Origin of the sequence: Spirosoma pollinicola (assembly GCF_002831565.1) — a bacterium.
Classification (GTDB): Bacteria; Bacteroidota; Bacteroidia; order Cytophagales; family Spirosomataceae; genus Spirosoma; species Spirosoma pollinicola.
The window spans coordinates 2,157,805-2,173,847 of sequence record NZ_CP025096.1 but is presented as its reverse complement, the minus strand read 5'-3'; the positions used below and the strand labels follow the sequence as shown (position 1 = coordinate 2,173,847).

Genomic DNA, 16,043 nt, shown 5'->3' with positions numbered 1-16,043 from the left:
TAACGTGTTCATTAGTACTGATAATGATGTCGCCTAAAGAAGGGGCTTCTCAAGCAAATCTGCAAAAGTCAGATAAAGTTGCGGATTCAACGGTAGTTCAGGCAACCCGACCCAAGTCATTGACGTTTACGGCGTCTACCGATCAGCGATTTTTCTTTTTTAATGATACCCGTACTGAAGACAATCGGCTGGTGCCGGTTAGCGTATACGGTATAAGGGCGGGATTTTTGTTTCCACCCCGCCATGAGCGCCCCGATTTGAAAGGAGGGAGATCAGCTAGTTTCAAAGCAGGAGCCGGATTTTACTTTGTGAACCAGCATCTGGATCGTCCGGGGCTGCTGCCCAATACCTCGGAATCTGTTACACGCCACCTGCGTATTGCAACAGTATATTATGAACGGTATCTACTCCGCCGGAAGGCGTTTGAAGTAAGTTTGCCTATCGAGTTTGGTTATGGCCATTCCCGTTACGAAATTAATGATGATCTCTCCAGCAGGAATGAAGTTGCCAGAGGTGTTTTTTTGCCGCTGGGTGTAGGGGTATCGGCAGCCTATCAGTTCCCAACCATACGCTGGTTAAGACCATTGCACTGGTTCGGACTCAATATTCTGACAGGCTACCGATTTATTCTTAAGCGCGATGTTCCCGAAAGTCAAATCAATTATACCGGCTTCTATGTGTCTGTAGGGCCATCGTTCTTCCTCGAAAATCTGACTGCCGACGTGAAGCGCTGGCGGCAAAAACGGAAACGAAGTCGCTAGTGGCCTTGTACCTAAATTTATTCTGAAACAGGAACTCCTTCTTCCCAACGGATGCTTACTGCCTGTTCGATATCGGGGTGCAAACTGATGGCTACCGGGCAGGTATGCGCAATTTTCTCAAGACGGACACGGGTTTCCTCATCAGGCAAATTTTCAGCCTGGAGGGTTAGGTCAACCACAATCCGGGCGATGCGACGGGGCGGATGAGTGGTCATTATTTTTGTCACATCCAGCTTACTGCCTTTTAGTTCGATACCGTCGCGCCGGGCAAAAATTGCCATTGTCGTAATAATACAGGTGCCGAGAGCATTGGCAACCAGATCGGTAGGGGAGAAAGCTTCCCCCCGCCCCTGATTGTCGGTAGGGGCGTCGGTATTAATGTGCGTGCCTGATTGCAAGTGAACGCATTCGGTTCGTAACTCGCCAAGGTAATCAATGTGAATTGTAGCCATAAATAAAGTAAGTTGGTCGCAACCTGTTGGCCTATCAGTTCGTATACTGATAATAAGCTGTGTGCGTAAATAAATGCTTAGTGGCCTAACTCAGGTTAGAGTCTTTAAACATATAAATAATGATGTAGTTACGCTAATAGTTTAGCGCTATTTTGTGAAGGAGCGCAAAAAAGAGTATTTTTAGTTCAGGATACTACGACAATGAAAACTATATACGCAATACTTGGGCTTGTAACGAGCGCTTGGCTCTTATCGGGCCAGCAGGCTGTAGCTCAAAAAGCTGACGTTGAGGATGATAACTATTCAACGATAACGACATTTGGTATTACCACAAACACGAATTCGGGTATCGTGGGTGGCTTTGCATTCAGGCAGGCCAAGCAATTGACAAACTCGCTGTTTGGTATGCCGCAGTACCGCTATCTGAGCCTGGAACTGGTTAATGTTAAACACCCTAAAGAACTTCGCTCATCCATAAATAATGTTGGCTCAGGCTACCTCGATGGAAAAGAAAATTATTTATTCGTTTTGCGGCCTTCATACGGTCGGGAAGTGAAATTATTTCAACGCAGTTCCGACGAAGGTATTGCGATTAGCGGCATTCTGGCGGCTGGTCCATCGCTGGGTATTATCAAGCCCTATTATCTCGAAGTATCTTACGGCAACCAAACCCGAACGGTACCCGCATCGCAGGTAAACGGATTTGCTACTGCCACAGGTGAAACTGTGACCGGAGCTGGTGGATTTTTTCAGGGTATTGGCGAGTCAAAACTTACAGTTGGTCTACACCTGAAAGCCGCACTGAGTTTTGAATTGAGCGCGTTCAGGAATAATACGACAGGTCTTGAAATTGGTTTCCTGGCCGAAGCCTTTCCGAACAAAATTGTTATTATCCCAAATCCAGATCCGGCCGGGAAACGTGAAGACGGTAATCGCAGTTTCTTCACGTCAGGCTACATTACCTTATTTTTCGGCAGTAAGAAATAAAGGAAGGAGGAGGGGTAAGAAGGGGAAGAGCGGGAGGAAAGGATTCCTCATATCAAAGTTCTCTTCTTTTTTCTCCCTTTCTTCCCGCTCTTCCCTTTCCTCCCGCTCTTCCTTTTCTCCTTTTCGCTGAACTTTACATCCGAAAAACGAATTTTGCTGGAAAGGAATGGAGATATGATTGAACTACCTGTAATACCCTCCGAACAACAACGCCGTAAACGCCCCGACTGGCTACGTGTCAAATTGCCGATTGGTCCTGAATATGCCAAAGTCCGTAAACTGGTTGATGAACATAAACTTCATACTATTTGCGAGAGTGGCAATTGTCCCAATATGGGTGAGTGCTGGGGAGCCGGTACGGCTACGTTTATGATTCTGGGGAATATTTGTACAAGAAGCTGTACCTTTTGTGCTGTAGCAACAGGGCGGCCCACTGAATATGATACCGACGAACCCCGACGTGTAGCCGAAGCCATCGTGTTGATGAAAGTAAAACACGCGGTGCTTACATCGGTTAACCGGGATGAGTTGAAAGATAAAGGTGCCGAAATATGGTATCAGACCGTTCGACTCATCAAAGAAGCGTCGCCCGCAACAACCATTGAAACGCTGATTCCAGATACAAAAGGAAACTGGGAAGCTCTGGAACGGATGATTTCGGCCGGTCAGGAAGTTGTTTCGCACAACATGGAAACGGTTGAACGGCTCTACAGGCGTGTTCGGCCGCAGGCTCGCTACGAACGTAGTCTGGAGCAAATTCGCCGGACGAAGGCCTACGGCCAACGAACCAAATCGGGGATTATGCTCGGCCTGGGCGAAACCTACGATGAGGTAGCTAAAGCAATGGATGATCTGGCCGCAAATGGACTCGACATTCTAACATTGGGTCAATATCTGCAACCAACCAAAATGCACCACGAAGTGATCGAGTGGATTCATCCCGAAATATTTGCCAAATACCGGGAAGAAGGGTTGATGCGTGGACTGAAATATGTTGAATCCGGCCCATTAGTCCGGTCGAGTTACCACGCAGAGAAACATGTGAATGTATAGGTTTTTAACTTAGCGACTTTCTTACAAAACAATTAAGCTTATCCGTTAATTAAAGAAGAGAGTCCGGGCCCTGGGTTCGGACTTTTTCTTTACTGCATGAAAAAATACGACTTCATTATTGCCGGAGGAGGAATGGCAGGTTTAAGTATGGCATATTACCTGAGCCAGTCATCGTTACGCGACCGAAGCATTTTAATTCTTGACAGGGAGCCCAAAAACAGCAATGATAGAACGTGGTGTTTTTGGGAGCGACCGGCGCAGGGTTCTGGTCAAGCTGCATCGCCTGGCCGAACGCCGACGAAGCCAAACCCCTTTGAGGCTATTCTGTTCCGTTGCTGGAATGTCGTCAGTTTTCATGGGACTACCTATGCGGGACCCATCGAGATGGGGGACTATCAGTATAAGATGCTGCGGGGGATAGACTTCTATACTTTTGTTCAGGATGAATTGGCCAAACACCCGTCAATTGAACGGAAACAGGCTACTATTAACCGAATAAAAGACACGCCAAAGGGCGGCTTCGTTATCGCTGATGACGAGCCATACATTGCCGATTTTGTGTTCGATAGTACGTTTTCTTTGAAGTTGGACCAACCCGAAAATCATAACCTGCTACAACATTTTAAGGGATGGATCATCAAAACGGAACAGGCCTGCTTTGACCCGAAACGTCCTGAAATCATGGACTTTCGCGTGGAGCAGCACGACGACTGCCGTTTCCTGTATATACTGCCTTTTGACGAAAAAACGGCATTGGTTGAGTTTACCCTGTTTAACGATAAGCTCATTGCCGATAATGAGTATGAAGCCGAGTTACGGCACTATATAGACCAATACATACCTACTGGAACCTACGAAATTGTAGAAACAGAGTATGGCGTTATCCCTATGTCTGACGAAACAACGTCTGAAAATCCATCGGAACACATTATTCGCATTGGTACATCGGGGGGTTACACGAAAGCATCGACAGGATACACCTTTCTGCGAACACAACGGTATCTGCAACGTATTGTCCAAAACCTGATTGAAACAGGTAAACCCCAGCGACCCACGTCCTGGTTTGACCGACGATTTAAACTCTACGATAGTATTTTTCTAAATGTGCTGGAAAAGCACCGGCATCCGGCTGACGATATTTTTACACGAGTTTATACAAAAAATCCCGGCCGGGTATTCACCTTTCTGGACGAAGAAACAAGTTTTGTCGATGAACTGAAGTTGTTTGCCACCATGCCATTTATGCCGTTTCTTAACGCTTTTTTCAGCGTTATTCGACGGAAGTTAGTAGGATGATGCTTATCAAGCCCGTTAGTGACTTGTGCCCTGCCCAGAAACTCGTAGCTTTGCGGTTTCTAACCAAGTCATATAGATAGAGAAATGCCTTATCTCTTCACTTCCGAGTCTGTTTCCGAGGGCCACCCCGATAAAGTCGCCGACCAAATTTCCGATGCATTAATTGATAACTTCCTGGCATTTGATCCGTCCAGTAAGGTAGCTTGCGAAACGCTCGTTACAACAGGTCAGGTTGTGTTGGCTGGAGAAATTAAAACCGATACGTACCTCGACGTTCAAAAAATTACGCGTGAAGTTATCCGTAGAATCGGCTATACCAAGAGCGAATACATGTTTGAAGCGAACTCGTGCGGCATTTTTTCCGCCCTGCATGACCAATCGGCCGATATCAACCAGGGTGTTGATCGGTTGGTTGACAATGACGATTTCGAAGCGAAAGCAAACGCTCAGGGAGCGGGCGATCAGGGCATGATGTTCGGATATGCTACCAACGAAACGGATAATTACATGCCGCTTCCGCTTGATCTGGCTCATGCTATTCTGCGCGAGATGTCACAAATCCGCAATAATGAAATCGAGTTGATGCCCTATCTGCGCCCCGATGCCAAGTCGCAGGTGACGATTGAGTATTCAGACGACGATCAGCCTATTCGTATTGACACCATTGTTGTGTCGACCCAGCATGATGATTTCGACGAAGACGAAGCAATGCTGGCGAAAATCAAAGCTGATATTATCAATATTGTGATTCCCCGTGTGAAAGCCGCTCTGAAAGTCGACCTTCAGGGTTTATTCACAGACAGCATTACCTACTACATCAATCCAACCGGCAAGTTCGTTATTGGCGGACCTCACGGCGATACCGGTCTAACGGGTCGTAAAATTATCGTTGATACGTACGGCGGTAAAGGCGCTCACGGTGGTGGGGCTTTCTCGGGTAAAGATCCCTCCAAAGTAGACCGTTCGGCAGCTTATGCCACCCGCCACATTGCCAAAAACCTGGTTGCTGCCGGTCTTTGCGATCAGGTATTAGTACAGGTGTCGTATGCCATTGGTGTTGCCAAGCCTTGCGGGTTGTATGTAAATACCTACGGTACATCTAAAGTCGATCTTCACGATGGCGTAATTGCCGAGAAAGTTGCCGAGATTTTCGATATGCGTCCGTATGCCATTGAGCAACGCCTTAAACTCCGTAACCCGATCTATTCCGAAACGGCTGCTTACGGTCACATGGGCCGGAAGAACGAGATCGTCAAGAAAACCTTCGGTTCAAACGGGAACATGATTGAACTGGAAGTTGAATTATTTACCTGGGAGAAACTCGATTTCGTTGATCAGGTGAAAACCGCTTTTGGTTTGTAAGAATCTGTTAGAAACACAGAAGGCCACTCCAGTACTGGAGTGGCCTTCTGTGTTTCTAAGAAACTAAGTTAGTTTATAACTCATCGGCCTCATAGACCTCGTCTTCATCTTCTACCCGCGTTGTCGCTTCTTCAATAGCGGGGCTGGAAATGTCATTTCGTTTTTGCTTGAACCGAACGAGCTTGTCTTTCAGGACGTCCATCACGCGATCGGTAGCGCTCTCGAAACTCTTGTCGTGTTCTTTAACGAACAATTCTTTACCGGGCAGCATCAGCCTAACCTCCACTATTTTCTCTTTAACCTTGTTGGAGTCAGCGCCCTCTAACCTCAAAAACACTTCCCCGCTAATAATCCGGTCATGGAATGTGTCTAACTTATCGAGTTTCGCCTGGATGAAATCTAACAGGCTTTGATCGGCCGTGAACTTAACGGCATGCATTTGTAGTCTCATTGTGTCGCTTTTAAGGTGAATTGAATTGATTCAGAACATCAATGGTCTAACTAAGTTTGTGTTTACTTACCACAAAGTCAAGACCATCTACGAAAGATGCAAGCCTGTTCCACGGCTATACCAGTACGAAAAAGTTAAACGCCTGTATGGGGTACACTTTAGGGCAATTCGTGGAACGGCTCACGGTAAAAGTTCTTGGAAAAGTATAATTACACTATTAATTTAATGTTACCCAAATCGACTGATTAGGTCGTAAAGTGATCAACGGTTTCGGAAAGATGCGCTGATGAGGTACGGCTTTTAAGTCGAATTGACGCACAAACAGGGCCAGTAAGATCTGCATTTCCATCAGCGCAAACTGATTTCCGATACACAAACGGGGGCCTCCACCAAACGGTAAATAGGCGTAGGGGTGCAAACTATCCTTCGGCCCTCCCGGCGCAAAACGGTCAGGGTCGAAACGGCCCGGGTCGGGCCAGTTGGCTGGGTCGCGATGTAATAAATAGGGGCAAACCAACGCCGTATCCCCAGCCGGAATCGTGTAAAAACCAATATGATCATCGTTAAAAGCCTTACGACTCATGATCCAGGCGGGTGGGTACAGTCGTAATGATTCCTGCACAACTTGCAGGGTGTAGGTCAGTCCGCGAAAGACTTCGGGTGCTGGTGTTCGGGCATCACCCAATACCGAGTGGCTTTCGGCTTTAAGCCGGGCCAACACATCGGGGTGGTTGGTAAGCAAGTGAATTGTCCAGGCCATCGATACCGCAGTGGTTTCGTGGCCTGCCGAAAAAATGGTTACGCATTCGTCCCGCAGTTGCTGATCCGACATGCCTTCGCCCGTTTCCTCATCCTCGGCACTCAGCAACATACCCAACAAATCATCTCGTTCTTCGCTAGCTTTTCGTCGCTGTTCGATAAGTCCGTAAATAAAAGTATCGACCTGCATCCGGGCTCGTTTCGACCGTAGATTATTGGGCGTTGGCCAGGCATACGGAAATTTGAGCGGTGAGAGCATCCGCTTATTCGCCAGGTAATTTAACGTATCCAATGCTGTTGACAAACCGTCGAGTTTCCCAGTCGTGTCAGATCCGAATAGGGTTTTGCAGACAATACGCATCGTTACGTCCATAAACGCCTGCGATACGTTGACTGGCTCCTTCGGGTTATGTCCTTTCAGCTCATCAATCCAGTCGGCACTTTCGGCAATCATTGTCTGCGTGAGGGCGGCCAGTTTTTGCCGATGAAAAGCGGGTTGTGCCAACCGACGCTGCCGACGCCAGAAATCGCCATCGCTGGTAAGCAAGCCATTCCCCAGAAAAATCTTGAGGACTTCAAACGCGGGCGACCGGCCATAATTCCGGTTATTTTCCTGCAAAACGTGTTTGGCATCTTCGGGTTTCAGTACCAGATACTGGTTTCGTCCACCAATACGGAGGTGAACCATACGTGCATGATTTTGCTGTAACGTATGCAGAGTGCCAAGCGGATTGCGAAGAAACGCAAGCGTATTGCCCAGGAAAGGTAAGCCGGGATGGAGGGGTACTGGCTGGGTGGAAATGACGGTTGTTTCCATTCAAAAATGTCGGCCCGATTCTGGGTCGGGCCGACAATATAGGTAGTAACGACAGAATAGACTCTCTACGAACTCACAACCTCACCACCATTGACGTGGATAACCTGCCCTGTAAAATAGGATGCATCTTCCGACGCCAGAAATACGTAGGCTGGAGCCAGTTCAGCAGGTTGGCCGGGGCGTTCCATTGGCACATCTTTACCAAATTTCTCGACCTCTTCGAGCGTTTTTGTTGCCACAATCAGGGGTGTCCAGATGGGGCCGGGGGCAACGCCATTGACACGAATGTTTTTCTCGACCAGATTCTGCGACAGCGACCGCGTGAAAGCAGTAACAGCCCCTTTAGTCGATGCATAATCAATGAGCGATTCGCTGCCCCGGTACGACACAACCGAGGTGGTATTGATGATGCAGTCATATTCATTCATGTACGGCAACAGACGCTTGGTCAATCGGAACATGGCCAGAATATTCAGCTCAAATGTTTCGCGCATCTGCTGGTCCGATATATCGACGAACTCTTTCTGCTCAACGTGATTGGCCGCGTTGTTGACCAGAATGTTCACATGACTGTATTTGTCGATTACCTTTCCAACGGCTTCCTCGATGAACGAAACCTCTTTCAAATCGCCCGGAATCAGCAGGCACTGACGTCCCTCGGCTTCAACGAGCGATTTTGTTTTTTGCGCATCCTGTTCTTCACGGGGATGGTAGAAAAGGGCCAGATCGGCCCCTTCACGAGCAAAGTGAATGGCCACCGCGCGACCAATACCCGAATCGCCCCCCGTGATAACGGCAATCTTATCCTTCAGTTTATCGGCCCCCTGATAGTCATCCCGAATATAAATCGGTTGAGGGTCCATTTCGTATTCAAGTCCCGGCTGTACGTTTTGATGCTGGGCCTTGGTGTCAATTTCCATTTGTTCCATAACGGGTTGAGTCAATGATTTATAGTTTATTTCGATCTGTCGCATCTGGCGCGGGTATTTACCCGTGCCGGTTTATATAGCAAGCCGGTCCGGCGCCCCGGTTCGCTTGCGTCAGTGAATACTGACCTCATAAACAGGCACAGGTAAATACCCGCGCCAGATGGTCAGGCGTTTACAATTGTGCCGCCGTTGGGGTGCATGACCTGCCCGGTAATGTAGGAGGCATCGTCCGAGGCCAGAAATACATAAGCAGGTGCTACTTCGCTGGGTTGGCCAGGTCGTTTCATGGGTACGTCCTGCCCAAACTGGGCTACCTCTTTTGCACTCACCGAAGCCGGATTCAAGGGCGTCCAGATAGGACCGGGTGCCACGGCATTCACGCGAATACCTTTTGTGATGAGGTTGCTAGACAAAGCACGGGTAAAAGTCATAATCGCCCCTTTGGTCGACGAATACTCTAGTAGATCGGCACGGCCCTGATAGGCTGTAATCGAAGTGGTATTGATGATGCAGTCGCCTTTGTGCAGGTGTGGCACGGCTGCTTTCGACACTCGAAAAAAGGAATAGATGTTGGTTTCGTAGGTAGCCAGCAAATCTTCGTCAAGGATGTCGGTTAGCTCTTTGTGTTGTAGTTGAAGTCCAGCATTGTTGACCAGAATATTCAGCTTGCCCAGTTGCTGAACCGTCGTTTCCACAATGTAATCGCAATACGCTGGCTGACGAATATCGCCGGGTAGCAGCAGGCATTTGCGACCCTCAGCCTCAACGAGTTCCTTGGTCTTTTGCGCATCGACTTCTTCGCGTGGCGTGTAGGAGATAGCTACATCGGCCCCTTCGCGGGCAAAATGTACGGCTACTGCCTGCCCAATGCCGCTGTCGCCACCCGTAATCAGGGCGACTTTGTCTTTAAGTTTGTTCGACCCTTTGTAGAGGTACCGAATCACCTTTGGCTGCGGATCAAGTTCGGCCTGGATACCCGGCTGAATGTCCTGATGCTGCGGGGGGATTTTTGTTTCCATAACGTTGCTGTTGAGTTTTGTTACCGAAGCTGTTTAAACATTTATTTTTCAGGCCCATTTAGTTAGTTTTTTGTCATGCTGACGAAGGAAGCATCTTCGTTAACAGCAATTAGTGTATATCCCGAAGATGCTTCCTTCGTCAGCATGACAAAAAACGCCTAATTCGGGCCTGATTTTAAAAGTTTAAACAGCTTCACCCTCAATAAGCCAAAAGCAACGGCGGTTGTTTGGAGAAATCTATAATTTTAGTAGATTTTGTACTGGTGGTCTTAAGCGTAGTCAATAGCCATCTGAGCAACTTCGGTAAGCACATCGTCAACAGTTTCTTTGAGTTCCGGCCCCATGCGCAGGTACTCCGTTGGGTACTCGTCTTTGAGGAAAAACAGGGTGGCATAATAGAGCGGCTTGAAACGATCTTTTAATTGCCATTCTTCCTGAGCGAAGTAATTGTAAGCAGTGTGGTATTGTTTTTTTGCGAGCAGAAGGAACAAGAACAATGTGGCTACGTCAGCTCCTTTTTGCTTATGAGAAGCTTTTAAAGGGGGGGATTTATGTAGAGGTATTAATTTGTACAATTCTTCATATTTATTGTTCCAAAGCTCTATAATCCTCTTCGCAATTAAAGTTCTAGTTTGTTTATCATCTAAATCGCTATCAGTATGACTAATATCACTTATAAGTTTGTATGCAGTTACTTTCCTACTACTGTTGTTAATTAAAAAGTATCTTAGGGCAACCTCAGAGCTTAAATCGGCTTTCAAATTTGATGAGAAAATATCAGAGTCTTCTGTGTTTATCTCAATCATATTATCCACCTCAGAATAACGTGTAAATAGTACAACCACAATCCCTAAAACAATAAGAAGGGATACGAGCATTCTTATCGTTGTGTATGAACCCTTTGATACTTTTTCTTCTTCGAATTCTGAGGCCTTGAGCTTCATTTGCTTATGGTCTATGGATTGAGTAAGAAGGATTTCTATAGCTATCTCTCTCGCTCTATCTAGATTATTAAGAAACAAATGACATGTGGTAAGATCTAATAAATTTTGGTAACTTCTATTGTTAAACTTCTCTAAAATTACTATCGCTTGTTGGTACTGTTCGATTTCGAGTAAGTAATTTACCCGCTCATATTTTGATTCTGACAAATCATTAACTAAGTCAACTCTTCCAGATTTTGACAAGTAAATAATTGTTTTCCTCTTCAATACATCTTCTACCTCCTCATTCTTCACCAATTCCGCGAACGCCGTCGTCAAATACAAAGCAGCTTCTGGGTCTAGTTTCCCGAGTTCAATTGCCTGCAAATGCCCGTCTATTCGCTCGTGCATCCACTCAGAATCTCCTTCAAACATCGTATCAAAGAAGCGAACTAGCCATAATATCCGCTGGTCGGTTTTTCGACCGAAGCGCATGAGATACCAGATATTGAAGAACCGTTCTTCGAGTCGGTAGAGGTGGTTTTTGGTGTTGGTCTCTACTTTTTCGACAAGGCCACTATTGATTAACTGCTTTAATTGCGCCGAAACAACTTTGCTCTCTAATCGCACTGCCTGAGCTAGTTCTTTCGCGCTGGCGGCATCCCATGCCTGAGCTAGCGCGGCTACAATCTTTTGTTGCTGCGCCGGAAGATCATCCATGCGGTGTTTATATAGGGGCGTCACACGGTCGAGCAAAACTTCGAGGTCACGGAAAACGGACCCCGAATCGTTCTCAACCATAATTTCAAAGAGCAACACCATAGTCCGAATGACGCCCCCCGTTAGTCGGCGGATGGCTTCAATGCGGCCCGGCTGACGTTGAATCAATTGCTGCACGGCCTCGGCGTGGTAGGTTTCGCCCAGTTTCGCAAATAACTCAATGGCTTCCTGTTGCGTCAGACCATCTAAATGAATGATTTTGAAGAACTCGTAGAAGGGTTTGGTATAGTCATGGACTTGTTCGATAACCACCGATGTGGCACCGATTAGGCGTAGTTCAGGTGTGGTAAGTAACACTTCACGCAGGCGCTGTTCTTCCTGTGTGTCCAGTTTTTTCAGAACATCACCTACGTTGTCAATGAGTAAGAGTAGCTTTTTATTCTGTTGCTGGAGCGCAACAATGAGTGTTTGAAAAGCTTGCTGTTCATAATCAGCTTCGCCATACCGTTGCGTCATAGTGTCGTATAAATCCACAAATGATGCATCGGTTTCGCCCAAGTATTGAGCCGTGCGTTCCCAAACGTCGGCCAGTGAGCCAATGCCGTATTCTTCTTCGTTGAATACGACTGGAACCAGGTGTTGCCTTAGCTCTGGGGTGTTATCGACTTCATACGCAAGGCGTAACAGGAGCGTCGTTTTGCCCATACCCCGAATACCCTGAATGAGGTAGTTTTGTTCGGGTTTTACCATTGGCGAATCGCGAATGTCTCGAAAAAGACGCTCGAATTTTTGCTTACGGGCAATGAACCCGGCAATCAGCGCTTCTTTGCTTTGATTGTGCGGATTGTAGATTGTAGCAATCAGCGGTTGCGAGTTAGGAGACATATTTCTTCCACCAGAATTTAAGAATAGATGAGTTAAAGCGATAAGCTTTATTGTCGTCGGTTTGGTGTAAGTAACCGTCATATTCCAGCGACTCAATTGTGGCTTTGTAGCTATCAGCAATTCCATGTTTGACAGCCATATCGTGAACGACGGATTTCTCAAGCGGTATTTCTTCGGTCGCCTGGTTTAATACATCATGCACAAATAGGTATTCTGCACCGGGTTCGAGCCGTTTTTTTAGTCGTTCATAATACTGTTCAAAGTAGATTTTGTTTCGCTGATGAAAAACCTGCTGAAACGCTTTCTCGGCTTTTTCCTGGTGAATTGGATTGCCACTACTTTCAAATACATCAATTACTTCTTGTACCAGTAGTTGAACATGAAACGGCATTAACCAGTCAATCTTTTGGAGGATAAAATGAATTGTTTAGTCATCAATTTGAATTTCTTCCACGTCAATCAGTTGCCGGAAAAGTGTGCATGCTTCGTCTTCCGTTAATGGTGGAATATCAATGTACTTGAGCTGATTGACAAGATCGCTGGCTTCCAGCTTCCTGACTAACGGTTGCAGACCAATCGACCCGGTTAGCAAAAATTGTACTTTGTCTGTCAACTTACGGTTGTGCATCAGCTCACGAAATGTTTGCAGAAATCGCCGGGCTTCCTGTTTGCCATGCTTTAACAAAATATTGTCGATTGTCTCTGTAAATTCATCAACCATGATAATAAGTTTACCGCCATTCAAATCAATCTCCTCCAGTAGTTTTTCCAAGTCTGTTTGGAAGTTGATCGCTTCTCCTTTGTCGAGTGAAACATCAAGAAACGGAATGGAAACTTTCAGGTTTACCCGGTTCAGTAGTCCACTCGCAACTTTCTTCAACGTGTCTGTAATCTTTGACATTGTACGGAAAGCCGGACTATCAATGACCTGCTTAGCTAATTCCTTGTAGAAATTATCCACAGAATCAATGGATTGCGTAATTACATATACGTAGTGGTGATCAGGCTCAGGATTATCCTGGAGGAAGTTCATGATTGACGTCTTACCTACTCGCCGGGGTGCTGATAAATAGATTGAACTGCCATTCCGAATGGCCCGGCGTATTTGATTGATTAATTGTGGCCGTTCAAAGAAATCCTTCCCTGATACTGCTTGACCAATGATATTCCTCATTTGACAATGAATTTTTTGTCAAATTTATTAACAATAAAACTATTGTCAAATTATTTGACAATAGTTTTATTGTTAAGTGAATATTGCCTTTACAAATACAGAGTAATCGAGGGCCTTACGTATCTTTACTTATACCAAGAATACTACCATTATGAACATAATCGGTGATGCGAAAGCCGCCCGTACCTACGATGCCATCGTAGTCGGCTCTGGAATTAGTGGCGGCTGGGCGGCTAAAGAACTGTGCGAAAAAGGGTTGAAGACCCTCGTGCTTGAACGCGGACGAGATGTGAAACACATTGTCGATTACCCCACGGCTACGCTCAATCCCTGGGAGTTTTCGCACCGAAATCGCATGCCAGAGGCTTTTGATAAAGAAAATCCGATTGCGACCAAGTGTTATGCACTGGACGAAGGCACCCAACAGTTTTTTGTAAAAGATGCCGAGCATCCCTATGTGCAGGAAAAACCGTTCGACTGGATTCGTGGCTATCAGGTTGGCGGCAAGTCGTTGATATGGGCGCGGCAAACGCAGCGGTGGAGTAAATTCGATTTTGAAGCCAACGCCCGCGATGGTGCCGCCGTCGACTGGCCCATCCGCTACGAAGACATAGCTCCCTGGTATAGTCATGTCGAGAAATTCGTGGGCATCAGCGGCAACAAAGACGGGCTGGAAACCCTGCCCGATGGAGAATTTTTAAAGCCCTGGGAGCTAAACTGCGTGGAGAAACACATTCAGAAACGCGTTGCTGAACAGTACAAGGACCGCCATGTGATCATTGGCCGATGCGCCCACCTGACAGAGCCGAAACAGATTCACTACGATCAGGGACGAGCGCAGTGCCAGGCCCGTCATCTATGCTATCGGGGTTGCCCGTATGGCGGGTATTTTAGCAGTAACTCATCGACCATTCCGTGGGCGGCTAAAACGGGAAAGATGACCCTGCGGCCCGATTCGGTGGTGCATTCAATTATTTATGACGATGCCAAAAAGAAAGCAACCGGCGTTCGGGTCATTGATACCCATACGAAGCAGATGACGAAGTATTATGCCCGCATCATCTTCGTCAATGCGGCTTGTCTGAATACGAATCTGGTTCTGCTTAATTCAACGTCCCGTCGTTTCCCAAATGGGCTGGGCAATGATAGTGGTGTGTTGGGCCGCTATGTTGCCTTCCATAACTACCGGGGTAATATCGTGGCCGATTATGAGGGCTTTGACGACGGCTATTATTATGGCCGTCGGCCAACAACGGCCTTTATGCCCAACTTTCGAAATGTTCGTAAGCAGGAAACAGACTTTCAGCGGGGCTATATGGTAGCCTTTAGCGCGGCCCGGGGCAATTGGCAACGCGGAACCGGGCAGGAGGGATTCGGCGCTGACTTCAAAGATAAACTGAGTGACCCCGGTGCCTGGCACGTGTTCATGATGATGCAGGCCGAAACCGTTCCCCGCTACGAAAACCAGGTTCGGCTTAGCAGCGACCAGAAAGACCCGTGGGGAATTCCGCAGCTTGTCACATCAATCGACTATACCGACAATGATCTGAAAGTCATGAAAGATTTTCTGGAGCAGGGAGCCGATATGCTGGAAAAAGCGGGCTGTAAACATATCAATCCATATGACGATCACCGAAATCCCGGCCTCGATATTCATGAAATGGGTGGTGTGCGCATGGGTCGTGATCCGAAAACGTCGTTGCTAAACGCCCATAATCAGCTGCACAGCGTTAAGAATGTGTTCGTGACGGATGGCGCGGCCATGACATCGACCGGTACGCAAAACCCCTCGATTACTTTTATGGCGTTGACGGCGCGGGCCGCAAACTTTGCCGTGAGCGAAATGAAGAAGGGTAATTTGTAAGCTCTCCGGCAAAGACCATATTCTATACAGTAAGGTAAAAAATTTCCAATCTGACTTTTAGTATAGATACGGCGTGGGCCGTTTCGCCTTCGTTAAACCAATTCCTAAAGTCTTTACGACGATATTTATGAAAACCATTTTATTGACACTTATTGCCCTGTGTGGTGTATTCACCATCAATGCTCAGGCGCAGGGTAAAGAACAGGCTGCCGTTGAAAGTGCAGTTCAGCAACTGCGGTTGCTGATGATCGACCCCGATAAGGGCAAGCTTGAGTCGATTGCAGCCAATGAATTAAGCTACGGGCATTCGACAGGAAAACTGGAAGATAAAAAGGAATTTATTGAAGCCCTTACGAGTGGTTCATCGGATTTCAAAACTATCGACCTAACCGAACAAACTATTTCGATTGTCGATAATACCGCTATGGTACGGCATAAATTGATGGCTGAAACGGCAAACGACGGAAAACCCGGTACCGCAAAATTGGCAGTGCTTTTGGTATGGGTGAAACAAAAAGGAAGCTGGAAATTACTGGCCCGTCAGGCCGTAAAAATCTAATAAAATAGCCCTACACGCGCTAACACAAGCGT

15 protein-coding genes are annotated in these 16,043 nt (G+C 46.9%); 7 read left to right on the top strand and 8 right to left on the bottom strand.

Going from position 1 to position 16,043, the window contains the following annotated elements:
• The first annotated feature begins 23 nt into the window (after positions 1-23).
• Complete coding sequence (locus tag CWM47_RS09285; RefSeq protein WP_240625815.1) at positions 24-761, top strand: MFS transporter; 738 nt, start codon at positions 24-26, stop codon at positions 759-761.
• 17 nt (positions 762-778) lie between these two features.
• Here the strand turns inward: CWM47_RS09285 and CWM47_RS09280 are convergent, their stop codons facing one another.
• On the bottom strand, positions 779-1,213 hold the full coding sequence (locus tag CWM47_RS09280; RefSeq protein WP_100987712.1) for an OsmC family protein: 435 nt from the start codon (positions 1,211-1,213) through the stop codon (positions 779-781).
• 201 nt (positions 1,214-1,414) lie between these two features.
• Between CWM47_RS09280 and CWM47_RS09275 the strand changes: the two genes are divergently transcribed.
• From CWM47_RS09275 to metK, 4 genes are all read left to right on the top strand, one after another.
• Positions 1,415-2,200, top strand: coding sequence for a hypothetical protein (locus tag CWM47_RS09275; protein WP_100987711.1), 786 nt, complete (start codon positions 1,415-1,417; stop codon positions 2,198-2,200).
• 174 nt (positions 2,201-2,374) lie between these two features.
• Positions 2,375-3,253 carry a lipoyl synthase gene (gene lipA, locus CWM47_RS09270; RefSeq protein ID WP_100987710.1) on the top strand — a complete coding sequence of 293 codons (879 nt, stop codon included), beginning with the start codon at positions 2,375-2,377 and terminating at the stop codon, positions 3,251-3,253.
• Between the two features lie 96 nt (positions 3,254-3,349).
• Positions 3,350-4,549 (top strand): lycopene cyclase family protein, encoded by a 1,200-nt coding sequence (locus CWM47_RS09265; RefSeq protein ID WP_100987709.1) that lies wholly within the window; start codon positions 3,350-3,352, stop codon positions 4,547-4,549.
• Positions 4,550-4,633: 84 nt separating this feature from the next.
• The gene (gene metK / locus CWM47_RS09260; RefSeq protein WP_100987708.1) at positions 4,634-5,911 is read left to right on the top strand and encodes a methionine adenosyltransferase; all 1,278 of its coding nucleotides are present in this window, start codon (positions 4,634-4,636) and stop codon (positions 5,909-5,911) included.
• A 73-nt stretch (positions 5,912-5,984) separates the two neighbouring features.
• Here metK and CWM47_RS09255 read toward each other — a convergent pair whose 3' ends face one another.
• The 7 genes from CWM47_RS09255 to CWM47_RS09225 form a co-directional block, all read right to left on the bottom strand.
• Positions 5,985-6,362 (bottom strand): HPF/RaiA family ribosome-associated protein, encoded by a 378-nt coding sequence (locus tag CWM47_RS09255; protein ID WP_100987707.1) that lies wholly within the window; start codon positions 6,360-6,362, stop codon positions 5,985-5,987.
• Positions 6,363-6,579: 217 nt separating this feature from the next.
• Positions 6,580-7,938, bottom strand: a complete 1,359-nt coding sequence (locus tag CWM47_RS09250) for a cytochrome P450 (protein ID WP_100987706.1) — start codon at positions 7,936-7,938, stop codon at positions 6,580-6,582.
• A 65-nt stretch (positions 7,939-8,003) separates the two neighbouring features.
• Positions 8,004-8,867 (bottom strand): SDR family oxidoreductase, encoded by an 864-nt coding sequence (locus CWM47_RS09245; RefSeq protein WP_100993804.1) that lies wholly within the window; start codon positions 8,865-8,867, stop codon positions 8,004-8,006.
• A gap of 164 nt (positions 8,868-9,031) precedes the next feature.
• Positions 9,032-9,886 (bottom strand): SDR family oxidoreductase, encoded by an 855-nt coding sequence (locus CWM47_RS09240; protein WP_100987705.1) that lies wholly within the window; start codon positions 9,884-9,886, stop codon positions 9,032-9,034.
• Between the two features lie 269 nt (positions 9,887-10,155).
• Positions 10,156-12,414, bottom strand: coding sequence for an ATP-binding protein (locus CWM47_RS09235; RefSeq protein WP_100987704.1), 2,259 nt, complete (start codon positions 12,412-12,414; stop codon positions 10,156-10,158).
• Positions 12,404-12,805 (bottom strand): hypothetical protein, encoded by a 402-nt coding sequence (locus tag CWM47_RS09230; protein ID WP_100987703.1) that lies wholly within the window; start codon positions 12,803-12,805, stop codon positions 12,404-12,406. Before CWM47_RS09230 ends, CWM47_RS09235 begins: the two co-directional genes overlap by 11 nt.
• Before the next feature lie 36 nt (positions 12,806-12,841).
• Entirely contained in the window at positions 12,842-13,588 is a 747-nt protein-coding gene (locus tag CWM47_RS09225; RefSeq protein ID WP_100987702.1) for an ATP-binding protein, read from the bottom strand.
• Positions 13,589-13,739: 151 nt separating this feature from the next.
• Here CWM47_RS09225 and CWM47_RS09220 point away from each other — a divergent pair, with 151 nt between their 5' ends.
• Together CWM47_RS09220 and CWM47_RS09215 are read left to right on the top strand one after the other, a co-directional pair.
• Entirely contained in the window at positions 13,740-15,452 is a 1,713-nt protein-coding gene (locus CWM47_RS09220; RefSeq protein ID WP_100987701.1) for a GMC oxidoreductase, read from the top strand.
• Between the two features lie 127 nt (positions 15,453-15,579).
• Positions 15,580-16,011 carry a nuclear transport factor 2 family protein gene (locus CWM47_RS09215; RefSeq protein ID WP_100987700.1) on the top strand — a complete coding sequence of 144 codons (432 nt, stop codon included), beginning with the start codon at positions 15,580-15,582 and terminating at the stop codon, positions 16,009-16,011.
• Positions 16,012-16,043: the final 32 nt, after the last annotated feature.